Raw genomic sequence first — 25,180 nt, forward strand, 5'->3', positions numbered from 1 at the left:
CCCGGCGACGGATGCGAACGATTGGTCCGAAGCGGCGTCGCGCCAGGCCATTCGTCCGCGGAAAACGACCATTCAGTGCCAGCTGTCCGCGGCACGGGCCGGGGGCAGGCCGGTGATTTCCTCGAGGATGAGGTGGGACCGGGTGGAGATCACGCCGGGCATGCTGTGGATATCGCGCAGGATGGCTTGGCTCAGCTGCTCGTGGTCCGGAGCGCTGACGGTGAGGATGATGTCGATGTCGCCGCTCACGGCCTGAGCTTTTTCGACGAAGGGCAGTTCACTCAGGCGCCGGGCCATCTCGGCCCAAGAGACATCGCCGATCTTGACGATCACGAGGGCGGAGACCCTGAGCCCGAGCGCCCGGCGGTCGATCTGTGCTCCGAATCCAGTGACCACACCGTGACGCACGAGATTCTGCATCCGGGTGTGCGCGGTGGTGCGGGAAATGTGCACGAGCACGGCCAGCTGGCGCATCGACAGGCGGCCGTCGCGGCTGAGTTCGGCCACGATCTGCCGGTCGATCGCGTCGAGACCGTCGGGCGTGCCCGGGGCGGCGGGGGCCGAGTGCTGCGTCATTGGAATCCTCAGGCTGGGGAAACCCTCAGACTACCGCCAGCGCAGGCGACTACCGCATCGCGCGCAGGTAGTGGTTCTTGGGCCAATGGCGCAGCCGGCGCGGAAGCCGGGGATAGACACGTATGGTCAGCCGGATCAGCCGGTCGAAGCGGCGCTGCGCCCCCGCGGTCCAGGGCAGGCCGAACAGTTCCCGCACCGAGCAGGGGAGCAGCCCGACGGTCACGAACCGGCCCAGTGGCATCATCAGCCGCAGCCAGAGCGGCCCGGTGCGGGGATGCAGCAGCTGGCGTGCCACGGCGCGCGTGGCGGCATCCGTCTGCAACTCGCCGACGCGTCGGTCCCAGTAGGCGGCGAAGGCGGCCCGGTTGGGCGGCCACAGCTCCGCGGGCATCTGCAACGCCGTGCCCAGCACGGCGTACTCCCGGTAAAGCGCGTCCGCCGTGGCTCCGTCGAGCGGGCCGTAGACCAGCTCCCGCATGGTCATGGCGGAGTCATACAGGGTCGCCGCCACCCAGAGCTGCAGCTCCGGGGTGAAGGCGGTGTAAGCCGGACGAGCCTCGGTGGCCAAGCCCGACACCGGGGCGTGGGCGTGATCGACCCGGCGTCGTGCCCGGGCAGCCTCCTCCGGCGTTCCGAACACGACCGCGTACACGTAGGTCAGGGTGCCGCGCAGCCGATCGAGCGGTCGGGAGGCGAAGTCGCTGTGGTGCGCAATTCCGTGGCCGATCGCCGGGTCGGCGATCTGCAGGAGGATGGACCGCCCGCCGGCGGCGATCAGCACGGCCTCGCCGGCCATGTCCCTCATCTGCATGCGCGCCTCCCCGCTCGAAGACCGATTCTAACGCCGCCGGCGGTGAAGCGGATGGGCGCTTCGCCGCGGTAGCTGCCGGCAGGTTAGCCTGGACCGGTGATCTCCGGCCGACGACACCCGGCCCCAGCCCCCCGCCTGGCGGCGCTCGCCGCCATGGCCCTGCTGGCCCTCACCCTCTCCGGCTGCACCGCGGCGCGCGGAACGGACGCGAAAAGCGGCACCGCCGCCCCGCTCGGGCCCGGCTGGTCGGCCGACCCTGTTGCCGAAGACGCCACTCGCCGCCTGGCCGCCATGTCCCTGACCGAGAAGGTCGCGAGCCTACTGATGCTGCACCAGCCGGGAACAGATGCGGCCGAGCTGCGCACCTTCGCCGGGGCGAACGGCCTCGGTGGACTCATCCTGATGGGTGACAACGTGCCGGTCTCCCCGGAAGAAATGCGGGCAATGACGGATGCCCTCAGTCCCGACCCGGAACTCCCGCTGCTGATCGGCATCGACCAGGAGGGCGGCGAGGTCTCCCGGCTGCCCGCCGACCTGGCGCCCCGGGCTGCCCAGCTGCAGACGCTCCCGCACCGGCCACAGAGGATGCCTTCCGCAGTTGGTCGACCCTGCTCCAGTCCGTCGGCGTGAGTGTCAACTTCGGCATCGTCGCCGACCTCACGGCCGACCCGAGCTCGTTCCTGGCCGGCCGGGTGCTCGGCACCGACCCGGCGTCGGCATCCGCCCGGGTGGCTGCGGCGGTCACCGGTGAGCGTAGGCGGGTTCTGAGCACGCTCAAGCACTTCCCCGGTCGCGGGGCGGCGCCGGGGGACTCGCAGCGAAGCATCCCGTCGACTCCGCTCGGCTATCAGGACTGACTGACCCGTGAGGCGCCTCCGTTTCAGTCCGGAATCGAGGCTGGCGCGGAGCTGATCATGTTCGGCCACCTGGCCGACCCGAGCGTCGATCCGCGTCCGGCGAGCCTGTCGCCGGCCTGGCACGAGATCCTCCGCACCGAACTCGGTTTCGACGGCGTCACGATTACCGACGATCTGCTGATGCTCCAGGACTCCGGCCTGCCGGAGTACGCCGATCCGGCCGAGAACGGGATCGCCGCCCTGGCAGCGGGCAACACCATGCTGCTCTACGTTCTGCCGGCGAATCCCGCACGGTACGGCACCGATGTCACAGTTCTGATCGGCAGAATCGTCGAAGCGGTCGATACCGGGCGGCTCACGCCGGAGCAGATCGATGATGCTGCCTACAAGCTCCTGGTGCTGCGCGGCCGGGCCGCCCTCAGCGCATCCCAGGAGTGAACCCCGAATCCTGATTGTGCAGCGAACCGCACCGAGTAGGAACTCATGGATGCCGGCACACTCTAATCACGCATTCTCGTCTTCGTCGGAGGCACCGGAGTGTCCTCAGCTGGGTGTCACCAAAGTCATGACCCAGTACGCCGGGCGCCCGGTCAGCTCTCAGTCCGCTAGCCCTCTGCCGTGCCGACGAAGTACGCCGTGACGACCTCGCGGGTGGTGAGCGGATCTCCCCCCGAAATGGGCGCGACGCGCACCGTCCACCGGGGACCTGACCGATCGATGCCGTCTGCGCTCTCCGCCCAGACCGCCCCATCTTCCGTGCACGAGTAGGTGCCGTACCAGGCGGGGTGCTCGGTCAGGTCGTTCCAAACGCCACCGCTGCGAATCAGGCAGCGGTCCCCGTCGCTGAGCAACAGCCCGAGCGGTCGCGCCTGCTCGGGCGCGGTGGCCGCCGGCAGGCTCCCGGTGCTCGGCAGGCGCACCACCGCCGTGGTCCACGGGTCGCGGTAGCAGGCCACAAAGCCGGGCGCCGCATCCTGCCAGCACGCTACGGCGAACGCGCTCGACGGTGTGCAGGCGTGGATGTTGTCGTCGACGGCGACCGCGGACGGCCGTTCATCGAACGACGCGCTGCCACACTCGAGCGTGACGGTCGTCTCCTCGGTGACGGTGAAGCCCGCGGCAGGCAGACCGCCCTCGGTGATGGGGCGCATTACCACGCTCTCGGTTGCCGGCGCCGAAGCAGAGGAGGGAGACGAAGGGGCCGGGGACGCGCATCCGGCGAGCAGGGCGATCAGCAGACCCGGGGGGAGCAAGAACCGTGAGCGCATTTCAGCCCTCCGTTCCACCCATGCACCAGCCCCCTGAGCGACCGACGGTACCCTCGGCCCCGGAGGCAGTCAAGGGATTCCGGCGGGAGTGGCCGGACCACTGTCGAAAAGAACTCTCCCCGATTCGGAATATTTCACTTTCCTATGCGCTTGCATAAAGATGAGGACGAGAATCCACCGTTCCGCGAATTGAGGAGAACCCATGACTCAGACCACCGCAGCGAGCATACCCGGCTACAAGGCCGGAACCTGGACCATCGACCCGACCCACAGTGAGGTCGGTTTCAGCATCCGCCACCTCATGATCAGCAAGGTCAAGGGCACGTTCGAGAAGTTCGACGCGACCTTCGTCACCGGCGAGAACCCGCTCGACTCCTCCGTCACGGCCACGGCCCAGGTCGTGACGATCAACACCAACCAGGCGGACCGCGACGGCCACCTGCGCACCGGCGATTTCTTCGACGCCGAGACCTACCCGACCATCAACTTCGTCTCTACCGGCGTGCGTCAGGTCAAGGACGACTTCCTCGTCGACGGCAACCTCACCATCAAGGGCGTCACCAAGCCCGTAACCTTCGACTTCGAGTTCGGCGGCTTCGGCACCGACCCGTCCGGCAACTACAAGGCCGGCGCCACGGCGAAGACCGAGGTCACCCGCGCCGACTTCGGCCTCAACTATAACGCGGCCCTCGAGACCGGCGGAATGCTGCTCGGCGAAAAGGTCATCATCACCATCGAACTTCAGGCCGCGCTCAACCAGGCGTAGTCGTCCCCGCGCAGAGGTCTGCGCAGGGTGGACAAGAACACGAGAGGGACCCCACGGGAGTGAGGTCCCTCTCGTGTTGACCTTTGGTTAAAGTACCGACGCGGCCGTCCGATCCTCTACGCCCCGGGGTATTGGTCGTGAATGAGAGACCACGCTGCTCGGGCCGAGCGCAGGCGTTCGGGGTCAAAAACGCGCGCGCTCCCTTTCGATCCGACGGACATATTGTGCACCTCGGAAATCATCGGCTATTCGCCCTTGATCTCCTCACGCACCCGGCGTAGGTCCTCCATCAGGGATCCGATCAGGATCCAGTGCTGCGGATGAGGCGTCGCAATGATTAGGGGGGCGGTCAGGGTGGGTGGTCTCTGCGGCAGGCTGACCTGCTGGACGCCGGGGTGGTCCACCTGTTCGGCGAGGAGCCTCAGGTCATGGGCGGCACGGCTCAGCTCGACAGTGATCGCGAGCACCGTGGGCTCGAGGTGCAGGGAATGGTCGTAGTGGTCGCGCAGGGACCGGGTCATGCCGATCGCGCGTGCGACGAGCGAGGTCAGTCGGGCGAAGAGCTCCTCGTCGATGTCGAGGAGACGTCGGTTCACCGCGTGCCGCGGGTTGAGCGTGAGACTCTCCTCGGCCTGCTTGAGCGCCTGATCCGCCTTGGCGAGCATGGGGCGCAGCAGACGCACCTTGATCATCATCTCTTCGATCTGGCTGGCCTTCTGCGGAAATCGCAGGGCGTCGACGATCCGGTCGAGGGTGTCCGCGATCTCGTAGGCAAGTCGGATCACAGCCGCGTGCGCCGGACGAAGAAGCACTGGAGGCACGATCAGGGCGTTGACGAGGAGTGCGGCCGCCGCCCCGATGATGGTTTCGACGATGCGATCCCGCGCGTATTCAGCCGTAGCCGTGCCGATTGTGAGTAGGAGCATGGCGCTGATCGGAATTTGGCTCGCCGAGCTGGGGGCCAGCCGAAGCGCCCACGCCAGCATGATGCAGAACACGATGGCCGTGAGAACGACCCAGCTGGACTGGCCGAATGCGACACCGACGCCGTAGGCGATGATGACCCCGCCGATAACACCCAGGCTGCGTTCGACCGCGCGACCGAGGGTCTGGTTGATGTTCGGCTGCACCACCAGCAGGGCGGCGATCGCGGCGAAGACGGGCAGCTGCTCCGTGTCCAGTAGCAGTTGCGACAGGATCCAGCCGAGGGCGACGGCCACGGATGTCTTCACTGCCTGGAGCAGAGGAATCCGGCTTGTGGATCGCAGCCGGGTGTTGAGTCTCACTTGCCTAGGGTAGTCGAATGCGTGGGCGAGTCGTATGCACAGGCTCGTCGGACCGGTGCCGGTGAAACCCTGCGTGCTAGGGCAGGTCGTCGTCGGTGCGGGCACCGAACACGATTTCGTCCCAGCTGGGCATCGAGGCCCGCCCGCGCTTGCCATGACTCGACGCTCGCGGAGTCGCGGCCGGTGACTGACCCCCGGCGGCCTGGGCAGACCAGGCGTTGCGGGGGGCCTCGGTCGGCGGGGCGGCGAGAGCCGAGGGAGCGACGTGGGGTTCCGCGGCGGCCTCGACCGGCTGGTCCACCAAACGGATGCCCGTGGCCGGGCTGGTGCTGGCGGGGTTGCTGTGGCTGGAGTGGCTCTCGACCTGGTTGCTTTCGAAAGCGGCGGCTTCGCGCTCCCCGCGGCGGCGGCGCAGTGACGCCAGCAGGTCGGCCGTCTCGCTCAGGCTCTGCGGCGGTTCGTCGGCGCGCTTGATGGCTGCACGGGACACGGCATCCGTCGTGCCGGCCGACCGGGAATACGGCACCGGGTCCAGAAGCGGCGCCGTATCGTGCAACGTCTCCTCGGACAGTGATTCCTTGAATGTGAAGGCGCCGCTGTCGAAGCGGGACACATCGGCGAGGCTGGTCTCGGCGCCGACGGCCCGCAGCCGCGGGATCAGGGCACCCTTCAGTTCACCCTGCTGCGACAAGGCGATGGCTTCACTACCGACCGGAGAGAGCGAGTTCTTCTTGGGTTCGAAGCCCCACCGGGCGTCGTGGTCGATGTCATCGGCGGTGAAGGCCAGTTTGACGATCCAGCCGGCGCCGGGTTCCTTCCAGCTGGCCCAGCGCTCGTTCGTGGCGCCGAGCGAGGCCAGACGCTCACGGATGACGGTGCCGAAGTTGGCGCCGCCCTCGATCGGGTCGAGGTCGATGGCGGTGTGCACCGGCACGCTCAGCGCGCAGGAGACCATGTAGTCGCGTTCGGCGACGACCGGGCCCTCGAAGCGGCGCACAAAATCGATGGACGCACCCGTGACCGCGGCGACATCCTCGGCGGACATGCCGGCACGGATGTGCGCCTGCACTTCCCGGGGACTCAGCTTCGGCCCCGACGCTGGTTCCACCTGGGCCTGGCGAAGCCGGGACTGGAGAACTTCGTCGATGGGGATCCTGAATCGGTCTCCCTCTTCAGACGCTGCGAGCAGCGCACCGCTCTCGACTCCAATAACTTTCAATTCCTGCATGTTGAAAGCCCTTTCGCCATCACTAGTGCGTCTAAGACTGCCATGTAAAGAGTGAATCTTCGGGGAATACGCCGGGCGTGCCGCAAGTTGATGACTGTGCCGAGCAAATGACGCGGCGTGTAGTTTGCTATTCCGCCCGGATTGTTGGAAACTATGGCCGCCGAAATCCTTTCTCGGCGTAACTGAATGGATGGGTATGGCAACCGATTACGACGCACCACGGAAGACCGAAGACGACTCAGAGTCGATTGAGGCCCTCAAGGAGCGCGTACCCGACAAGATGTCCGGTGTCGTAGATGTCGACGACTCGGACAACCCCGGTGGTTTCGATCTTCCCGGCGCTGATCTGTCCGACCTCGACCTCGATGTCGTCGTTCTGCCTCCGCAGGCGGACGAGTTCACCTGCGTGGAGTGCTTCCTGGTGAAGCACCGTTCGCAGATGTCGCACGAGACCAAGCTCGGCCTGGTATGCCTGGAGTGCGACTCCTAAACGCGCTCAATCATGTGATGCTGGTCGTCGCGATCCGTTGATCGCGGCGGCCAATTTCTGTGGGCGCCGCGTCGACACCAGCCAATACGGCGCCGGATCCGTCGCATCCACGATCGGGATTCGCACGACGGGCCGAATCCAGCCGCGGATGAGCAGCCAGGCCCGGGCGTCGAGCCGTTGGCCACGTTCCAGGGCGGCCTCATCTCCGTCGAAGGGCTGAACCTCGCCAACCAGATCGATCGATATGCTCGCGCGCCCGGCGGTGAGCTCACCGCCCCGCACCTGCACCACCGGTGCCGACAAGAGCAGCGCCAGAACGCAAGCGGCGTACAGACCGGCGGCCAGCAGCACCCCGGCCAGCATCGAAATCGGTGCGAACACGAGGATGCTGGCAGGAATGATGAGCGCAGTCGCCACATAGGGTGCGGGAGAGGCCCAGAGTTTTTCGCGATATTCAGGCATGGGTCTATTCGATCAGACTTCTGCACTAGCCTCGACACGTGGCAGAAAGCGTCGAAGTCCTGATTACCGCGTCCATCCTCCCGAGCTACGCGCACCCGGGTGACGCGGGAGCGGACCTTCATTCCTCCCAGGCTCTAGTCCTGGCCCCCGGCGAACGAGCACTCGTCGGCACGGGCGTGTCGATCGCCCTGCCCGACGGTTTCGCGGCATTCGTTGTGCCCCGCAGCGGTCTCGCGTCCAAGCACGGCATCACGATCGTGAACGCGCCGGGCACCGTCGACGCCGGGTATCGCGGCGAGATCAAGGTGACGCTGCTCAACACCGACCAGACCACGCCCCATGCGATCGCGATCGGCGACCGCATCGCCCAGATCATCATCATGCCCGTCAGTCGGGCCACGTTTATTCCCGTGGATCGGCTGCCCGGCAGCCAGCGCGGGGTTGGCGGATTCGGGTCCACCGGCCTGAGCCGGAACATCAGCACGGGCACCTCAACGTCAGGAGACAACCAGTGAGCGACACCGCGAACCCGGAGGAGAACCCGGACGAGACGGCCAAGTCGGCGCCGGACGATCGTGCGACCGAGGGTCCCCTCGACGAAGCCGAAGCCAACCCGGTGCGGCCCTACGTGGACCTCGGCGGGGTCAAGATCCTCCCGCGTGAGGGGCTTCACCTACGGTTGGAGATCGAAGAGGGCAGCAAGCGGGTCGTGGCGATCGGGCTCGACTACGCCGGCTCCACCCTCCAGGTACAGCCGTTCGCCGCGCCCCGCTCAAGTGGCCTGTGGAACGAAATCCGCGCCCAGATTGCCGATCAGATCGGCAAGCAGGGCGGAACGACGACCCTGCGCGAAGGCCCGTTCGGCCCCGAATTGGTGGCCGAGATCCCCGTGGCCGCGGGTCACGGATCCGACGGAACGAGCAGGCTGGCCCGCTTCATCGGAGTCGACGGCCCGCGCTGGTTCCTGCGCGGCGTGATTGCCGGCGAGGGTGCCATCAACACCGACGCCGCGACCGAGATCGAAAACCTGTTCCGCAGCATCGTCGTGGTGCGCGGATCCGCCCCGATGCCGCCGCGTGACCTCATTCCGCTGCGGATGCCGGCCACCCCCGCCACTGCGGCCGAGCCGGGCCAGTCCTGAAGAACGCCGGGATGACGGACGCACCACTCCCCGACGAGGCCCGCGAGCCCGACGCAGCAGAGAACGCGCCTGACTCGCCCGTGCCGGCCGCGTTCGCCGACGGCATGGCGGCGGCGGCCCGGCGGGCCGGCTTCACGCCGGCGGCCGAGGGTGATCCGATCAGCGGGCGCGCCCTGCTGGCCGCGATGGGCGGCATCCGTGGACTGGTCGAGGCCCTGCTGCCCGGACTCGTCTTCCTGATCACCTACACCTTCACCCGGCAGCTTTTTCCCGAGCAGTCGCTGGTGCTGTCCCTCGTTGTGCCGGTGCTGATCGGCGTCGTTTTCATCGTTCTGCGCCGGATTAGTCGCCAAACGGTGACGCCTGCCGTCGGCGGCCTGGTGGCACTGATCGTCAGCGCCGTGCTCGCTCTGTTCACCGGCCGCGCCGAAGACTTCTTTTTGCCCGGATTCTGGACCAATGGACTGTACGGCGGTGCCCTCTTCATCTCGGCGGTCGTCGGCTGGCCGCTGATCGGGCTGGCTGTCGGATTCCTGATGGGCGAGGGAATCGCCTGGCGGTCGAACCGGTCCAGGCGTCGGGTGCTGACCATTCTCACGCTCTGCTGGGCGGGCTTGTTCGCCCTGCGCCTGGCCGTTCAGCTTCCCCTCTACTACTCCGGAAACGTGGAGTGGCTCGGCGCCGTCAAGCTCCTGATGGGGATTCCGCTCTACGCGCCGCTCCTGGTGATCTCGTGGCTGGTGGTCCGGGCGGTCTACCGCGTCGACGACCGGGAGACCGACGACGCAGCGGGTCGCCGGCCCGAATAAATTCACCGCGATTCCGCGACATCCGCCGGAAATACGCGCGGGAAACGCGGTGGCACCGCTAGAGTTATCTCTACGTCAAGATAGTTCGGCGTTGGACATCGTCCGCACGTGGCATCCGCCGGTTAGGTTACCCTTGCTGGCAGGGGCAGGCGTCCGGTCGTCAGGATTGAGGATTGCGGACGGTTTCGCCGTCGGTTTCCACGAAGGAGAGGGCATCGTGTCGGCGCTTAATAATGCGGTCGTAAACAGTTTTGGAGCCAAGGACACCCTGCGGGTCGGGTCGACGGACTACGAGGTCTTTCGTCTCGACGCGGTAACGGGCTACGAGAAGCTTCCGTTCAGCCTGAAAGTGCTGCTGGAGAACCTCCTTCGCACCGAGGACGGCGCCAACATCACCGAGGCCCACATTCGCGCCCTGGGCGAGTGGGTCCCAACGGCGGAACCCGACACCGAGATCCAGTTCACCCCTGGCCGCGTCGTCATGCAGGACTTCACCGGCGTGCCGTGCATCGTCGACCTCGCCACCATGCGCGAGGCCGTCGCCGAACTCGGCGGTGACCCGAAGAAGATCAACCCGCTGGCTCCGGCCGAGCTGGTCATCGACCACTCCGTCATCGCCGACCTGTTCGGAACCGCGGACGCCCTCGAGCGCAACGTGGAGATCGAGTACGAGCGCAACGGTGAGCGGTACCAGTTCCTGCGCTGGGGCCAGACCGCGTTCAACGATTTCAAGGTCGTGCCGCCCGGAACCGGCATTGTGCACCAGGTCAACCTGGAGTATCTGGCCCGCGTCACGATGACCCGCACCGTGCCGGACGCCGAGGGCAACGACGTGCTCCAGGCCTACCCCGACACCTGCGTGGGAACCGACTCGCACACGACCATGGTCAACGGCCTCGGCGTGCTCGCCTGGGGTGTGGGCGGCATCGAAGCCGAGGCAGCCATGCTCGGCCAGTCCATCTCGATGCTCATTCCCAAGGTGGTCGGCTTCAAGCTCAACGGCTCCATTCCGACCGGCGTCACCGCGACGGATGTCGTGCTCACCATCACCCAGATTCTGCGCAAGCACGGCGTGGTCGGTAAGTTCGTCGAGTTCTACGGCGCGGGTGTCTCGCAGGTTCCGCTGGCCAACCGGGCCACGATCGGCAACATGAGCCCGGAGTTCGGATCCACGGCCGCGATGTTCCCGATCGACGACGTCACCCTCGACTACCTGCGCCTGACCGGTCGCAGCGACGAGCAGGTTGCACTCGTCGAGGCCTACTCGAAGCTGCAGGGCCTGTGGCACGATGCCGACAAGGAACCCGTCTTCAGCGAGTACCTCGAGCTCGACCTGGGCACCGTCGTGCCATCGATTGCCGGCCCGAAGCGCCCGCAAGACCGCGTCATCCTCACCGAGGCGAAGTCGCAGTTCGAACTTGACCTGCAGAGCTACGCGACGCAGGACTGGACTGTTGTGGACGCGGCCGTCGAGGCCTCTTTCCCTGCTTCAGACCCGATCGGCTTTACCGCCGAGGACGAGAACCTTGACCACAAGGCCTCACACAACCATGTGAGCCACGCTCCGATCAGCGTGTCCAGGCCCGTCGCGATCACCACGCAGGACGGCGCGAACTACACGCTCGACCACGGAGCGGTCGCTGTCGCGGCCATCACCTCGTGCACGAACACGTCCAATCCGAGTGTCATGCTCGCCGCGGGCCTGCTCGCCCGAAACGCCGTCAGGAAGGGCCTCACGAGCAAGCCGTGGGTCAAGACCACCCTGGCTCCGGGCTCGAAGGTCGTCACCGACTACTACGAGAAGGCCGGCCTCACCGGCGACCTGGAGGCCCTCGGCTTCTACACCGTCGGCTACGGCTGCACGGTCTGCATCGGCAACACCGGCCCGCTCATCGACGAGGTCACGACCGCGATCAACGACAACGACCTCGCCGTCACCGCGGTGCTCTCAGGCAACCGCAACTTCGAGGGTCGGATCAGCCCCGACGTCAAGATGAACTACTTGGCCAGCCCGCCGCTGGTCATCGCTTACGCCCTCGCAGGCTCGATGAACTTCGACTTCGAGACGGATGCGCTCGGCATCGGCAGCGACGGCAACGAGGTGTTCCTCAAGGACATCTGGCCCGACTCCGCCGAGGTGCAGTCCACGATCGACGGCTCGATCGACACCGGCATGTTCACGAAGCAGTACGGCCATGTCTTCGAGGGCGACGAGCGCTGGCGCGGCCTGCCGACACCGGACAGCGAGGTCTTCGAGTGGGACCCTGAGTCCACGTATGTGCGGAAGCCTCCATACTTCGACGGCATGACCATGGAGACTACCCCGGTGGTCGACATTGTCGGTGCCCGTGTGCTGGCCAAACTGGGCGACTCGGTCACGACCGACCACATCAGCCCTGCTGGTTCGATCAAGGCCGACAGCCCGGCCGGCGCCTACCTGCTGGAGCACGGCGTCGAACGGGGCGACTTCAACTCCTACGGCTCGCGCCGCGGCAACCACGAGATCATGATCCGCGGCACGTTCGCGAACATCCGTCTCCGCAACCAGCTGCTGGACGGAGTCGAGGGTGGCTACACCCGCGACTTCACCGTTGACTGGGCTCCGCAGGCGTTCATCTATGACGCTTCGCAGAACTACCAGGCCGCCGGCACGCCGCTGGTCATCTTCGGTGGCAAGGAATACGGTTCGGGGTCGTCCCGCGACTGGGCCGCGAAGGGCACCAGCCTCCTCGGGGTGAAGGCCGTCATCACGGAGAGCTTCGAACGCATCCACCGTTCGAACCTGATCGGGATGGGCGTCGTGCCTCTGCAGTTCCCGGCCGGCCAGAGCTGGGCGTCACTTGGACTGGACGGCACGGAGGTCGTCACAATCGAGGGTCTCGTCGAGCTGAACAGCGGGGTCACCCCGAAGACGGTGCGCGTCACGGCGGCGCCGAGTGCGCAGTCTGCCGCCGGCAAGGCCACGGTCGAGTTCGACGCGGTCGTCCGCATCGACACTCCGGGTGAGGCCGATTACTACCGCAACGGCGGCATCCTGCAGTACGTCCTGCGTTCGCTGGTCGCATAGCACGCAGGAGCCTTTCGGCTAGCTACCGAAACCGGCGCGTAGACTCGGCTTGACCGAATCTATGCGCCGGTTTTCTGGTGGCGGATAGCGCAACGTGAAAGGTGTTATCGATGGCGCTACTGGACACGATCTTCGGGCCGAGAGATCTGGATCGCCTCTCGATGGAACAGCTCGTCCAGCTCGCGGCCGAGGTGCGGGCGTTCCTCGTTCGGGAAGTCTCCAAGACCGGCGGGCACCTTGGTCCGAACCTCGGCGTGGTCGAGCTGACCATCGCTTTGCACCGGGTCTTCGAATCCCCGCGTGACGCCATTGTCTTCGATACCGGACACCAGGCCTACGTGCACAAGCTGCTCACCGGGCGCCAGGACTTCAGCCTCCTCCGCCAGGCCGGTGGCCTGGCCGGCTACCCGCAGCGGCGCGAGTCCGAGCACGACATCGTGGAGAGTTCCCACGCCTCCAGCTCGTTGTCCTGGGCTGACGGTATCTCCCGAGCCTTCGAGATGACCGGGCAGAGCGACCGCCATGTGATCGCGGTCGTCGGCGACGGCTCCCTGACCGGGGGCATGACCTGGGAAGCCCTCAACAACATCAGCGACGACAACACCCGTCGCCTGATCATCATCGTGAATGACAACGGCCGCTCCTACGCGCCCACCATCGGCGGCATGGCCCGCTTCCTGAACACCGTGCGCACCCGACAGGCGTACCACAGTGCCTATCTGACCAGCCGTCAGGCCTTCGAACGGATGGGCGCGCCCGCCCGGGCGTTCTTCCGCGGCGTGCGCGGCGGCATGCACGGCTTCCTCGCCCGGTTCTCCAACAACGAGGCGCTCTACTCCAACCTCGACATCAAGTACATCGGTCCGATCGACGGCCACGACATGGCGGCGATGGTCGAGGCGCTCCATCAGGCCAAGGGCTACGGCGCGCCGGTGATCGTGCACGCGATCACCCAGAAGGGTAAGGGATACGACCCGGCCGTTCAGGACACCGCCGACCAGTTCCATGCGGTCGGCCAGATCGACCCGGAAACAGGGGAGTCCACCGAATCCGCCGGCGCACCCTCCTGGACGTCGGTGTTCGCCGACGAGCTGCTGCGCCTTGCCACACTCGATCCGAAGATCGTTGGCATCACCGCGGCCATGCTCCGTCCCACCGGCCTGCACAAGATGGCCGAGAGATTCCCCGCCCGGGTGCACGACGTGGGCATCGCCGAGCAGCACGCGGTCACCAGTGCCGCCGGCCTCGCCTTCGGCGGCCTGCACCCGGTCGTCGCGCTCTATGCCACCTTCATCAACCGGGCGTTCGACCAGGTCCTGATGGATGTCGCCCTGCACAAGGCCGGCGTCACATTCGTGCTCGACCGGGCCGGGGTGACCGGGCCCGACGGTCCCAGCCATCACGGCATCTGGGACCTGGCGATCCTTCAGGTCGTCCCCGGGATCCGCCTCGCGGCACCTCGGGACTCGGTGCGCCTGGCAGAGGAGCTCGAAGAGGCCGTGGCCGTCGACGACGCGCCCACTGTGCTGCGTTTCCCCAAGGGCAGCGTGAGCGCACCAATCGACGCCGTGCGCCGCCTGGGCGACGGCGTAGACGTGCTCTTGGAATCAGCCCAGAAAGACGTGCTGATCGTCACCGTCGGGCCGATGGCCACGATCGGTCTCGATGTGGCGGACCGGCTCGCAGCCCAGGGCATCGGAGCCACCGTCGTCGACCCGCGCTGGGTCGTCCCGGTACCGCGGAGCATCGTGGCCCTGGCCGCGGAGTACCGCATCGTCGTGACCATCGAGGACGGCGTCCGGGTCGGCGGCGTCGGCACCCGTGTCCGTCAAGATCTGCGTGAAGCCGGCGTGGACACGGCGGTCACCGAACTGGGGCTGCCCGACGAATTCCTCGACCACGGCACCCGCGCCGAGATCCTCGACCGTGTTGGGCTGACCCCGCAGCGCATCGCCCGCGATGTCGTCGCAATGGTGCTCGGCAGCAAGATCCCGCATGCGCGGCCCCTGCCGGCGGACCGCGCCGACACCGCCAGCATCCCGGCAAACCTTCAGCACGACTAGGTGATTCCCCATCGAATGGTTGTGTCGTTTCCGGAAGGCTGGGGCTGAGATCACCCCGTGGTCGCTGTTCATCACAGGCGGGGTGCCGTGCCCGGCGTCGAGCCAATTCGACGGAGATCCTGGGGAAACCGCTTTCTCGGGGGTTTGTGGGCCAAATCCGCCAAAATCCAAAATCTCCGTCGAATTCGTTCAGGGCAGAGTTGCTGGCCGGGCCGGGCCGGGCGCGGACTCGGATGGGGCGTGGATTGCACGTCCACCCCACATCGAGGTCCCCTGATCGTCTACGTCGGCAAGGGAAACGCCCGGTTCGGAAACCCCGGCCCGTGCGACCCCCAACGCCCACACTTGGCGGGCCTCACCCTTCCGGCCCCGCCGGCCGCACAAAAATACCGCCGACCACCGCGCCGAGCCACGACCTCGGCTCCCCTTCCGTGAAGAAAAAGGAGCCGAGGTTACGGGTCGGCGGAGTGGATGCAGTCAGTCGCCTGCGGTCAGTCGCCTACGGTCGTGCGGGTGGCAGGCAGGGCCGCGGCAGCGACGCCGCGGATCGGTGGGGTGTGGAACGTGCCCTGGAAGACCCGTTCGCTCGCGCCGACGCGGTCGAGGTAGGGTGTGATCCCGCCCATCTGGAACGGCCAGTTGGCCCCGAGGATCATGCACAGGTCGATGTCCTCCGCGGCGTGCACGACGCCGTCGTCCAGCATCCGCTTGATTTCATCGGCGAGGCCGTCCTCGATCCGGCGTAGGATCTGCTCGGCTGTCATCGGGGTCTGCCCGCCCGCGACGATCTTGACGGCGCCCTTGTCGAAGCCCTTGATCCTGCCCTTGGCGTCGCGCTCCAGAATGGTTCCGTGCTCGGCCAGCTTATGCAGGTTCGCGCTCTCGAAGAACCGGTCCGGGAATGCGGCATGGTGGGTGTCCAGAACGTGTGCGCCGACCTTGAGGCCGACCAGCTCGAGCAGCTCGAACGGGGTCATCGGCATCCCGAACGGAGCCAGTGACCCATCGACGACCTCGAACGGGGTTCCGGTGTCGACGGCGTGCATGGCCTCACCCAGGAGCTTCGCCAGGAGGCGGTTCACGACGAACCCGGGGGTGTCCCGGGTGATGACCGCGTTCTTTCGCAATTTGGCTGCCACGACCATCGCCGTGGAGAGAGTGGCGTCGTTGGTCCGCGGGGTGTTCACGACCTCGATCAGCGGCATGATCGCCACCGGGTTGAAGAAGTGGAAACCGACCAGGCGCTCGGGGTGGGCCAGCTTCGCACCGATCTGTTCGACCGAGAGGGACGAGGTGTTGGTGGCGAGGATGGCGTCGGGAGAGATGTGCTTCTCGATTTCGGCGAAGACATCCTGCTTCACTCCGAGTTCCTCGAAGACGGCCTCGATCACCCAGTCGGCGTCGGCGAACTGTGCCTTGTCTGTCGTTCCCGTGACCAGAGCGCGGAGCCGGTTGGCCTCGTCGGGGGAGATACGGTTCTTGGTCTCCAGGGTGAGGATCTCGCCGTGGATGTACGCGACGCCCTTGTCGACGCGGGCCTGGTCGAGGTCAGTGATGACTACGGGCACGCGCAGGCGACGCACGAAGAGAAGGGCGAACTGGCTGGCCATCAGGCCGGCGCCGATGACGCCTACCTTCTTTATCGGGCGGGCAAGGGCTTTGTCCGGCGCACCGGCCGGCCGCTTGGCTCGCTTCTGCACCAGGTTGAAAGCGTAAATACTGGCCTGCAGCTGGTCTCCGGCGATGAGTTCGGCCAAGGAGTCGTCTTCCCGCTCGAACCCTTCCTGGCGAGATCCGCTCTTGGCTGCTTTGAGCAGGTCGAGGGCGATGTACGGCGACCGGGCGACGGTTCCGATGCGGTTTTCCAGCATCTTGCGGGCCACGCCCACGGCCACATCCCATTTCACGAGCCGTTCGACCTTGCCGGGCGTATTGGGCCGGGCGACCTTTGTCTTTCCGGCGATCACGCCATCGGCCCACTCGATGGACTGTTCAAGGAACCTGGCCGAGGCGAACTGCACGTCGGCGATGCCCAGCTCGAGAGCATCCGCCGCTTTGAGCGTGCGGTGCTTGAGCGGATTCTCGATGATCACCTTGAGCGCGTTCTCGATGCCGATCAGGTTGGGCAGCAGGTAGGAGCCGCCCCAGCCCGGGATCAGCCCAAGGGAGACCTCGGGCAGCGCGATCGCGGGCACGGTCGCGTCGACGGTGCGGTAATCGGCGTTGAGGGCGATCTCCAGCCCGCCCCCCAGTGCGAGCCCGTTGATGAACACGAAGGAGGGCACACCCAGTTCGGCCTGCTTGCCCAGCGCATAGTGGCCCAACTGGGCCAGCAGCTTGCCCGTCGCGAGCGATGGGATCTCGCTGACCTTGCTCAGGTCGGCGCCGGCGGCGAGGATGAATGGTTTGCCGGTGACGGCGACGCCGTGGATGTCGCCGAGGGCGGCGCGTTCCCGGAGAAGGTCCATCGCCATGGCGAACTCGAGCAGGGTGTTCGGGCCGAGCGTGTTCGGGCGGGTGTGGTCCCGGCCATTGTCGAGCGTGACCAGCGCCAGGGTCCTTCCACCGGACAGAGGCACATCGTGTACGTAGCAGTGGGTGACGACCTCGTCGGCCGACAGCTCGACCAGCGGGGTGAAATCGAGTTGGGAGTAGTTGCTCATCGCTTGCTTGCCTTCCGGTTGAAGTTCGGGTTCTCCCAAATCACGGTGCCGCCCTGGCCGAGGCCGATGCACATGGCGGTGAGGCCGTAGCGCACCTCCGGGTGCTCGCTGAACTGACGGGCGAGCTGGTTCATCAGGCGCACGCCGGAGGAAGCGAGCGGATGTCCGATGGCGATCGCGCCGCCGTACTCGTTCACCCGCGGGTCCTCGTCGTCGATGCCGAAGTGGTCGAGGAACGAGATGACCTGCACGGCGAAAGCCTCATTGAGTTCGAACAGGCCGATGTCCGTGATGCTGAGGCCGGCCTTGCGCAGGGCCTTCTCGGTAGAGGGGACCGGGCCGAGTCCCATGACCTCCGGCTCAACGCCGGCGAAGGCGAAGCTGACCATCTTCATTTTGACGGTGAGACCGAGGTCCTTGGCGGCCTTGCCGCTGGCGAGGAGGCAGGCGCTGGCACCGTCGTTGAGCCCGGACGCGTTGCCGGCAGTGACCCGTCCGTGGGGACGGAAGGGGGTCTTGAGAGTCGCGAGGCCCTCCATCGTGGTTTCGGGGCGGGGAGCCTCGTCGCGGGTCGCCAGACCCCAGCCGGAATCGCTGCGGATCGCAACCGACACCAGGTCGGGCTGTATCTTCTCGGCGGCATAGGCCGCGGCGACCTTCTGTTGGCTGCGCAGGGCGAACCGGTCGGACCGCTCCTTGGTGTACGCCGGGAACCGGTCGTGGATGCGCTCGGCCGTGGCACCCATATTGAGGGCGTCCTCGCTGACCAGGCGCTCGGACAGGAAACGCGGATTCGGGTCGACGCCCGAACCCATCGGGTGGCGTCCCATGTGCTCGACGCCGCCGGCGATGGCCAGGTCGTAGGCGCCAAATCCGATCCCGGCTCCGAGAGTGGTCACGGCGGTCATGGCGCCGGCGCACATCCGGTCAATGGCGAATCCGGGTACCGACTTCGGCAACCCGGAAAGCAGTGCCGCCGTGCGACCGAGCGTGAGACCCTGGTCGCCGGTCTGGGTGGTGGCGGCAATCGCCACCTCGTCGATGCGTTCCCCAGGGACCGACGGGTTGCGTTCCAGCAGTCCGATCATGGCCTTGACCACGAGATCATCCGCCCGGGTGTTCCAGTACATGCCCTTTTCACCGGCGCGTCCGAACGGGGTACGAACCCCGTCCACAAACACGACTTCTGTTCTATCGGCCACTTTGCCTCCATCATCGATCAGGTGTCGGTCGATCCTAAAGGGGCTCCCGTGGAGGGTCGAATCCTTGGACGGATCCTACGAATCCGCTTCCGAAGAGAGCTCGATCGATTGGTGGACATCCACAAAGGCATCGGCGATCCGTTGTGCGGTCACTTCAATTTGCCAGGTGCGCGCACCCAGGTGCGCGAGCGCCTCACCGACGGATGCGGGGTCGACGTTCTCGGGCGGCGTCCACGCCACCCGGCGGACATAGTCCGGGGTGACGAGGTTCTCCAGTGGGATGGCGAGCTCCTCGGAGACCTCGGTGAGGGCTGCGCGAGCGGCCTTGTAGCGCAGGTCAGCCTCGGGATTGCGGTCGGACCAGGCGCGCGGGGGCGGGAGCAGGTCGCCGTTTCCCCGAAGCGACGGCAGGTCGGTTGACGCCAGGCCCTTCTGGATGGCACGCCACCAGCGGTCGAGTTCGCTGCGGCTCGCACGGCCGCTGAACTCCCTCAGATCAGCCAGGGCCTGCCGGTTCGCCGGCATTGCCCGTGCTGCCGCCGTCAGCGACGCGTCGGGCACGAGCCGGCCGGGGGACACATCCAGCTCCTGCGCCAGAGCGTCGCGAGCCAGCCACAATTCCCGGGCCACGGCCAGACCGCGCTGTCCCCGGATGGAGTGCACGCCGGAAAGGCGGCGCCAGGGTTCGGGGCCGACGGGCTTCGCCTCACGCGCCAGCACGGCGGCGAATTCCTGCGCGGCGATGTCGGTCTTGGAATCGGTGGCGAGCATGTCGACCATACGGTCACGCAGGTCGGGAAGCAGTTCCACGTCGAGCGCGCCGTAGACCAGCCAGGCCTCCGGCAGTGGGCGGGTCGACCAGTTGGCGGCGGAGTGTTCCTTGGCAAGATGGATGCCGAGCAGCTCTTCCACCACCGTGCCGAGGCCGACCCGGGGGATTCCGAGCAGGCGAGCGGCCAGTTCAGTGTCGAAGATGTGCCGGGGGTCAAGTCCAACCTCGCGCAGGCAGGCCAGGTCCTGGCTCGCGGCGTGGAAAATCCACTCGTCATCGCGCAGAGCCTGGTTGAGCTCGTGGAAGTCGCCGATCGCGGGCGGGTCAAACAGGAATGTGCCAGCGTCGCGCCGATAGATCTGGATCAGGTAGGCGCGCTGGGAGTAGGTGAAGCCGGAGGCTCGTTCAGCGTCGATGCCGATCGGGCCCGTGCCCGCGCTGAGGACTGCGGTCGCCGCGAGGTAGGCGTCCCGCGTATCGATCACCTGGTGATCAAGCACGACCGGTTCGGCGTGTGGACAACATGCTGACTCCTTCGCCAGTGGGTGGAAGACCTGCGAGCATGCAGAGCAGCTCGCCCCATCCTTCGACGTGGGCGGCGAGATTGTGGTCCAGCGGCGTCCACGAGGCTCGCAGTTCGATCTGCGCGCCATCGCCCTGCTTGGCAAGTTCGCCAAAGCCGGACGAGATAATCTTAGTAGCGGTCCCCGAGGCCGCCGTATACCGTGCCCCGTGGGCGTCGAGAGCATCGACCAGCCACGACCAGGTGACCCCCGCGACGAACGGGTCGAGGCCGATGTCGGTTTCCAGGGGAGCCTGGGCGAAGCAGACGACGCGGAAGGCGCCGCCCCACTCCTCGGGCTCGGCCGGGTCATAAAGCAGGATGAAGCGTCCGGTCCCGAGATCGGAGTCGCTCCCGTGACGTACCGGGGTCACGTCGGCCGAGAAGGCGATGGAGTGCGGAGCGAGGTTTCCGGGTGCGGAAATCTCATTGACCACAAGCTCCGTACGGATGCGGGCACGTGCGAAGGATGCGCGGGCGGCGGCGAACTCCGGCGGGAGCGTTTCTTGTGTTTCGGGCACGTGTGCAGACTAGAGTTTTTTTCGAGCGGAGTCGGACAGGCACGCCGGACAGGGGAGGTAGTCATGCGTGAGCGGGCGGGCTCAGGGCGGTACCCGAGGCGTTTTCTGGCGGTGAGCGGGATCGCAGTCGCCGGGGCAACGGTGTTGCTGGGGGTCGCGGGCGGTGTTTTGGCGGCCGTGATGGCACGTCGGATTGTGACGCCCTCGACCACGCGCTCCGACGACGTGCGGATCCACTCCGTCGACCTCGCGGCGGAAACGATTACGCTGCAGTCCACGGCGGATTCCGTACTGCAGGGCGATTACAGCTTCTGGTTCTCGGGTGATACAGGACACGCCCACCTGGGCGAGATCCTCCGTCTCACGCCCACGAAGGTGACGCGGCGCATCCTGCGCGTCGATCACGGGGATCTGGCCCGGGCCGAGCGCGGCCGGCTCGGCGGCTACTCGTACCTCGGGCCCTGGGACCTCGGCTTCGCCTTCGAGGACGTGCTCGTTTCTACCGACGCCGGTGACGCCCCGGCCTGGCTGATCCCGGCCGAGGAGCCGGACGGCCGCTGGGTGATCCAGGTGCACGGGCGCGGGGTGCAGCGGCAGGAGACGCTGCGAGCGGCGCCGGTCTTCCGGGATGCGGGCTTCACGTCCCTGCTTGTGTCGTACCGCAACGACGGGGAGGCACCGCGGAGCGGCGACGGCCGGTATTCCCTCGGAGACGCGGAGTGGCAGGATGTCGATGCGGCGATCGCGTTCGCGGTGCACCGCGGTGCGACCGAGATCGTGTTGATGGGGTGGTCCATGGGCGGCGCGATCGTGCTGCAGAGCGCGACGCGATCAACGCTGCGCGACCGGATCGTCGGCATCGTGCTCGACTCGCCCGTGATCGACTGGGCGGATGTCGCGCGCTTCCACGGCGGCCTGCTCGGCCTGCCCGCGGTCATCGCCAGCGGTGCTCTGGAGGTCCTGGGACGGCGTTGGGGCAAGATCGTCACCGGTCAGACCCAACCGATCGACTTCGGACGCCTCGATTTCGTCACGCGCGCCGCCGAGCTCGACCTACCGGTGCTCCTGATGCACAGCGACGACGACGGATTCGTGCCCGCGACCGGCTCCCGCGCCCTGGCCGGGCGCCGACCCGACATCGTGACCTTTCTGCCGTTCGCGGTGGCGCGGCACACGAAGCTGTGGAACTACGACCGCGAGGGTTGGAATCAGGCCATCACGAACTGGCTGGTCGAGATCGCTCCCACCGAGCGTAAGTCGCTCCCTGGTCGTCCAGAAGAAGTTGCCGCAACCTGAATCCGGTGGATCCGGCCGTGGCCGATTCGAGCAACCCCCGGCCGCCGAGCACTACCTGGGGGCTCGTGGACAGGCAGAATTCGTCGACCAGGTCGGCCGCGAAGAATCGCCCGGCCAGCACCGGACCTCCCTCGCAGACGATGCGCGGGAGGCCGAGGGCGCAGAGGGCCGCGAGAATCGTGGACGGAGTGAGGACACCGTTCTCATCGTCGAGCGGCACGACGGTCGTGCGGGCCCCGACCGTGGCGGCCTCCACCCGGCCGACTGCGATGCGCGGACAGAGGATGAACGCCGGCTGCCGATGCGCGGATTCCGGGTGTGCGGAGTCCCGGTGCGTAAAGTGCTCGAGCCGATGACCGGCCAGGTTTCCGCTGGAGGTGACGACCGCGAGGGCCGCCCGGGCCGGCACGACGTACCCCTCCGCACGGACACTGCCGGCGCCGACCAGGACGACGTCGGCAAGTTCCCTGATCACACCTAGGATGCGGCGATCGAGGCGGCTCGAGAGGGAATCCGAGGTGCCATCGGTCCCGGCCACGCCGCCGTTCAGGCTGGCGATCATGTTGACCCGCAGGTACGCGCCCGGCGCCGGGGCGTAGCGCCGCAACAGCCAATCCCGGCTGTCCGGGTCGAGCCCGTCGACGCTCCGCGGCAGGTCGACCGTATCGCCGCCCGCGTCCGGCTCCGGAAACACCCGGGTCAGGGTCACGCAGCGCCCTCGCGCAGGCGGCGCTTGGTGCGGGCGAGCATGGCTGACATGCCGCGGATGCGCAGGGGAGACACCGCTTTCGTCAATCCGATCGTGTTCGGATAGTCATCCGGCACATCGAGCACCTCCTGGGCGCTGAGCCCATCCAGACCCTGGGCCAGGATCGAGGCGAAGCCCCGGGTCGTCGGCGACTCTCGGGGAGCGGTCGCGTAGAGGTGCACCGCGGACTCGTCGTCCACCTCGACGAACATGAAGACGGGGGACTGGCATTCAACGACCCGCTCGAGCAGGTCCGGGTGCTCCGCGTAGCGCGGCGGGAGCGCCGGCAGCTCGTCGGCGAACTCAAGCAGCAGCAGCAGCCGGTCGGACTCCTCGAGTTCGAGGAAGTCATCGCGGATCTCGGCCAGTTTGGCGGGAAGTTCGGTGGCGGTCATCGACACTCATTCTGCCATGCGCGGGCCGTGAGGCCCCGGAATCCGAGTGGGCCGGCCGGCTCAGCGGGGCTGAGGTGCGGCGCCCGGCTCCGTGCCCATCGCGATCGGCACGTGCACGGCGTTACCCCATTCGGTCCAGGACCCGTCGTAGTTGCGCACGCCTTCGAAGCCGAGAAGGTGGGTCAGGACGAACCAGGTGTGGCTGGACCGCTCGCCGATCCGGCAGTAGGCGATGACGTTGTCGCCGTCGGAGAGGCCGGCCTCGTCACGGTAGATGGCGTCCAGCTCGGTGCGGGTGCGGAAGGTGGCGTCCGGTGCAGCGGCGCGCGCCCACGGCACCGACGCTGCCGACGGGATGTGGCCGCCGCGCAGGGCGCCCTCCTCCGGGTAGGCCGGCATGTGGGTGCGTTCGCCGGTGTACTCCTCGGGGGAGCGCACGTCGATCAGCGGGTTCCCGAAGTGCGCGAAGACATCCTCGCGGAATGCGCGGATGGCGGAATCGTTGCGCGGGGCGACCGGGTACACGGTCGGGGTGATAACGGGCTTGTCCCGAGTGAGGCCTCGTTCCTCGGCCACCCACTTGTCACGGCCGCCGTCGAGCAGGCGGACGTCTTCGTGGCCGAATAGGGTGAACACCCACAGGGCGTAGGCCGCCCACCAGTTGTTCTTGTCGCCGTAGATGACCACGGTGGTGTCGCGGGAGATGCCCTTGGCACCGAGCATTGCGGCGAAGGCGGCACCGTCGACGAAGTCGCGCTCGACCGGATCATTGAGGTCGGTGTGCCAGTCGATTTTCACGGCTCCCGGGATGTGGCCGGTTTCGTAGAGCAGAACGTCTTCATCCGATTCGACGACAACAAGACCGGGGGTTTCGAGATGCGCCTGCAGCCACTCGGTGCTGACCAGACGTTCGGGGTGGGCGTAGGCCATGAACTTCGGTGCCGGATCGAGATCAACAGACATGGGGGGAACCTCCTGGTGGCGTCCGATGGACACTGGAATCAAATGGGCGCGGTTTAGGCTGGTTACCGGTCCGCGTTTTCGAATCTACGCGGTATGGGTCCTGATCGCATCCGCGGTCGTTCTTCAACGATGATGCTCCGACCGGGACTATCAGTCCGACACAGAAACCGGGTACTACAGCATGGCTCCACAAGCTCTCAGCCAGGTGCAACGTTTGGCCGATCGCTCTCCGAGCATCACCGGGCCGGAGATCGTGGCCGAGTTGGTTCCGCCGCCCCAGTTCGAGCACGCCTCCTTCGCGTCGTACCGACCTGACCTGAACTTCCCCTCGCAGCTCGAGGCCGTGGAACGGCTGGGCACCTTTGCCGGAGCCTGGCTGGCCCAGCGGCCCAGCGGCTTCTTCTCCCGCACCCGCAAGCCCAAGCCGGAGCTGCCGGGCATCTACCTGGACGGTGGTTTCGGCGTCGGCAAGACCCACCTGCTGGCCGCGCTCTGGCATGCCGCCCCGGGACCGAAATACTTCGGCACCTTCATCGAGTACACCGCACTGGTGGGAGCACTCGGCTACGCAGCCACCGTCAGGCAGCTCTCCGGCGCCCGCCTGATCTGCATCGACGAGTTCGAACTCGACGACCCGGGCGACACTATGCTGATGACCCGGCTTCTGGGCGAGCTCGTGGCCTCGGGTACCCGCGTCGCCGCCACGTCGAACACGCCGCCGAATTCGCTGGGCGAGGGGCGTTTCGCCGCGATCGACTTCCTTCGCGAGATTCAGGCGATGTCTGCGAACTTCGAGATCGTGCGTATCGACGGCCTCGACTACCGCAGGCGCGACATCGAGGGCCACGCCATCGCCGTGCCCCGGGACGAAGTGGACCAGCTGGTGCCCGCCCTGGTCGAACGCGGCTCCACGGTGACCCGGGACGACTTCGGCGACCTGATCCGACATCTCAGCACGGTGCATCCGTCGAAGTACATCAAGTTGATCCACGGCATCGACGTCATCGCCCTGACCGATGTGTACCTGCTGACCGACCAGACGGATGCCCTCAGGCTGGTCGCCTTCATCGACCGGGTCTACGACGCGGAGATTCCGATCATCGCAAACGGGCAGCCCCTGAACGAGGTCTTCGACGAGGAGATGCTCTCCGGCGGTTACCGAAAGAAGTACCAGCGGTCCCAGTCCCGTCTCGTGGCGCTGACCACAGGTGAGCTTCCACCGCACGACTGATCC

General features: G+C 66.9%; 23 protein-coding genes and 1 pseudogene. 11 read left to right on the plus strand and 13 right to left on the minus strand.

Annotated features, from left to right (window positions below):
- Nucleotides 1-72: 72 nt before the first annotated feature.
- Together CXY82_RS03640 and CXY82_RS03645 are read right to left on the minus strand one after the other, a co-directional pair.
- Nucleotides 73-576 carry an Lrp/AsnC family transcriptional regulator gene (locus CXY82_RS03640; protein WP_104169722.1) on the minus strand — a complete coding sequence of 168 codons (504 nt, stop codon included), beginning with the start codon at nt 574-576 and terminating at the stop codon, nt 73-75.
- Between the two features lie 49 nt (nt 577-625).
- Nucleotides 626-1,387 carry an oxygenase MpaB family protein gene (locus tag CXY82_RS03645; RefSeq protein ID WP_233199189.1) on the minus strand — a complete coding sequence of 254 codons (762 nt, stop codon included), beginning with the start codon at nt 1,385-1,387 and terminating at the stop codon, nt 626-628.
- A gap of 96 nt (nt 1,388-1,483) precedes the next feature.
- Between CXY82_RS03645 and CXY82_RS18255 the strand changes: the two genes are divergently transcribed.
- Together CXY82_RS18255 and CXY82_RS17840 are read left to right on the plus strand one after the other, a co-directional pair.
- Complete coding sequence (locus CXY82_RS18255; protein ID WP_146069045.1) at nt 1,484-2,017, plus strand: glycoside hydrolase family 3 N-terminal domain-containing protein; 534 nt, start codon at nt 1,484-1,486, stop codon at nt 2,015-2,017.
- Nucleotides 2,014-2,682 (plus strand): annotated as a pseudogene (locus tag CXY82_RS17840) (glycoside hydrolase family 3 N-terminal domain-containing protein). Before CXY82_RS18255 ends, CXY82_RS17840 begins: the two are co-directional and overlap by 4 nt.
- Before the next feature lie 167 nt (nt 2,683-2,849).
- Here CXY82_RS17840 and CXY82_RS03665 read toward each other — a convergent pair.
- The gene (locus CXY82_RS03665; protein ID WP_104169727.1) at nt 2,850-3,395 is read right to left on the minus strand and encodes a hypothetical protein; all 546 of its coding nucleotides are present in this window, start codon (nt 3,393-3,395) and stop codon (nt 2,850-2,852) included.
- A gap of 319 nt (nt 3,396-3,714) precedes the next feature.
- Between CXY82_RS03665 and CXY82_RS03670 the strand changes: the two genes are divergently transcribed.
- Nucleotides 3,715-4,278 (plus strand): YceI family protein, encoded by a 564-nt coding sequence (locus tag CXY82_RS03670; RefSeq protein ID WP_104169728.1) that lies wholly within the window; start codon nt 3,715-3,717, stop codon nt 4,276-4,278.
- 245 nt (nt 4,279-4,523) lie between these two features.
- Here CXY82_RS03670 and CXY82_RS03675 read toward each other — a convergent pair whose 3' ends face one another.
- Entirely contained in the window at nt 4,524-5,564 is a 1,041-nt protein-coding gene (locus tag CXY82_RS03675) for an aromatic acid exporter family protein (RefSeq protein ID WP_199180876.1), read from the minus strand.
- Nucleotides 5,565-5,640: 76 nt separating this feature from the next.
- The gene (gene sepH, locus CXY82_RS03680) at nt 5,641-6,792 is read right to left on the minus strand and encodes a septation protein SepH (protein WP_104169730.1); all 1,152 of its coding nucleotides are present in this window, start codon (nt 6,790-6,792) and stop codon (nt 5,641-5,643) included.
- Nucleotides 6,793-6,988: 196 nt separating this feature from the next.
- Between sepH and CXY82_RS03685 the strand changes: the two genes are divergently transcribed.
- On the plus strand, nt 6,989-7,282 hold the full coding sequence (locus CXY82_RS03685; protein ID WP_104099606.1) for a DUF4193 domain-containing protein: 294 nt from the start codon (nt 6,989-6,991) through the stop codon (nt 7,280-7,282).
- A 6-nt stretch (nt 7,283-7,288) separates the two neighbouring features.
- On the opposite strand, the gene CXY82_RS03690 is transcribed toward CXY82_RS03685, so the two are convergent.
- Entirely contained in the window at nt 7,289-7,744 is a 456-nt protein-coding gene (locus CXY82_RS03690) for a DUF3093 domain-containing protein (protein ID WP_104169731.1), read from the minus strand.
- A gap of 38 nt (nt 7,745-7,782) precedes the next feature.
- Between CXY82_RS03690 and dut the strand changes: the two genes are divergently transcribed.
- The 5 genes from dut (at nt 7,783) to dxs (ending at nt 14,824) form a co-directional block, all read left to right on the plus strand.
- The gene (gene dut / locus CXY82_RS03695; protein WP_104169732.1) at nt 7,783-8,259 is read left to right on the plus strand and encodes a dUTP diphosphatase; all 477 of its coding nucleotides are present in this window, start codon (nt 7,783-7,785) and stop codon (nt 8,257-8,259) included.
- Nucleotides 8,256-8,885, plus strand: coding sequence for a DUF3710 domain-containing protein (locus CXY82_RS03700; protein WP_104169733.1), 630 nt, complete (start codon nt 8,256-8,258; stop codon nt 8,883-8,885). The genes dut and CXY82_RS03700 overlap by 4 nt, the downstream gene beginning before the upstream one ends.
- 11 nt (nt 8,886-8,896) lie before the next feature.
- Complete coding sequence (locus CXY82_RS03705) at nt 8,897-9,694, plus strand: DUF3159 domain-containing protein (RefSeq protein ID WP_104169734.1); 798 nt, start codon at nt 8,897-8,899, stop codon at nt 9,692-9,694.
- Nucleotides 9,695-9,911: 217 nt separating this feature from the next.
- Nucleotides 9,912-12,761 carry an aconitate hydratase AcnA gene (gene acnA, locus CXY82_RS03710; protein WP_104169751.1) on the plus strand — a complete coding sequence of 950 codons (2,850 nt, stop codon included), beginning with the start codon at nt 9,912-9,914 and terminating at the stop codon, nt 12,759-12,761.
- Nucleotides 12,762-12,871: 110 nt separating this feature from the next.
- On the plus strand, nt 12,872-14,824 hold the full coding sequence (gene dxs / locus CXY82_RS03715) for a 1-deoxy-D-xylulose-5-phosphate synthase (RefSeq protein WP_104169735.1): 1,953 nt from the start codon (nt 12,872-12,874) through the stop codon (nt 14,822-14,824).
- 491 nt (nt 14,825-15,315) lie between these two features.
- Here the strand turns inward: dxs and CXY82_RS03720 are convergent, their stop codons facing one another.
- From CXY82_RS03720 to CXY82_RS03735, 4 genes are all read right to left on the minus strand, one after another.
- Complete coding sequence (locus CXY82_RS03720) at nt 15,316-17,487, minus strand: 3-hydroxyacyl-CoA dehydrogenase NAD-binding domain-containing protein (protein ID WP_104169736.1); 2,172 nt, start codon at nt 17,485-17,487, stop codon at nt 15,316-15,318.
- Complete coding sequence (locus CXY82_RS03725) at nt 17,484-18,689, minus strand: thiolase family protein (protein ID WP_104169737.1); 1,206 nt, start codon at nt 18,687-18,689, stop codon at nt 17,484-17,486. Before CXY82_RS03725 ends, CXY82_RS03720 begins: the two co-directional genes overlap by 4 nt.
- Before the next feature lie 75 nt (nt 18,690-18,764).
- Complete coding sequence (locus CXY82_RS03730) at nt 18,765-19,961, minus strand: ribonuclease D (protein ID WP_104169738.1); 1,197 nt, start codon at nt 19,959-19,961, stop codon at nt 18,765-18,767.
- The gene (locus tag CXY82_RS03735) at nt 19,954-20,544 is read right to left on the minus strand and encodes a DUF3000 domain-containing protein (protein WP_104169739.1); all 591 of its coding nucleotides are present in this window, start codon (nt 20,542-20,544) and stop codon (nt 19,954-19,956) included. The genes CXY82_RS03730 and CXY82_RS03735 overlap by 8 nt, the downstream gene beginning before the upstream one ends.
- Before the next feature lie 111 nt (nt 20,545-20,655).
- Between CXY82_RS03735 and CXY82_RS03740 the strand changes: the two genes are divergently transcribed.
- Nucleotides 20,656-21,840 carry a S9 family peptidase gene (locus tag CXY82_RS03740; protein ID WP_158252052.1) on the plus strand — a complete coding sequence of 395 codons (1,185 nt, stop codon included), beginning with the start codon at nt 20,656-20,658 and terminating at the stop codon, nt 21,838-21,840.
- Here CXY82_RS03740 and CXY82_RS03745 read toward each other — a convergent pair.
- Genes CXY82_RS03745 through CXY82_RS03755 form a run of 3 tightly spaced genes read right to left on the minus strand, consistent with a single transcriptional unit; the run spans nt 21,761 to nt 23,946 of the window.
- Nucleotides 21,761-22,549: a dihydrofolate reductase family protein gene (locus tag CXY82_RS03745; protein ID WP_233199190.1), complete on the minus strand. Its 789-nt coding sequence runs from the start codon at nt 22,547-22,549 to the stop codon at nt 21,761-21,763. The genes CXY82_RS03740 and CXY82_RS03745 overlap by 80 nt on opposite strands.
- Nucleotides 22,546-22,983 (minus strand): SufE family protein, encoded by a 438-nt coding sequence (locus CXY82_RS03750; RefSeq protein ID WP_104169741.1) that lies wholly within the window; start codon nt 22,981-22,983, stop codon nt 22,546-22,548. The genes CXY82_RS03745 and CXY82_RS03750 overlap by 4 nt, the downstream gene beginning before the upstream one ends.
- 60 nt (nt 22,984-23,043) lie before the next feature.
- Entirely contained in the window at nt 23,044-23,946 is a 903-nt protein-coding gene (locus CXY82_RS03755) for a sulfurtransferase (protein WP_104169742.1), read from the minus strand.
- A 181-nt stretch (nt 23,947-24,127) separates the two neighbouring features.
- On the opposite strand from CXY82_RS03755, the gene zapE reads away from it, so the two are divergent.
- On the plus strand, nt 24,128-25,177 hold the full coding sequence (zapE, locus tag CXY82_RS03760) for a cell division protein ZapE (RefSeq protein WP_104169743.1): 1,050 nt from the start codon (nt 24,128-24,130) through the stop codon (nt 25,175-25,177).
- Nucleotides 25,178-25,180: the final 3 nt, after the last annotated feature.

This window comes from Cryobacterium sp. M23, assembly GCF_002929655.1.
Lineage (GTDB): Bacteria > Actinomycetota > Actinomycetes > Actinomycetales > Microbacteriaceae > Cryobacterium > Cryobacterium sandaracinum.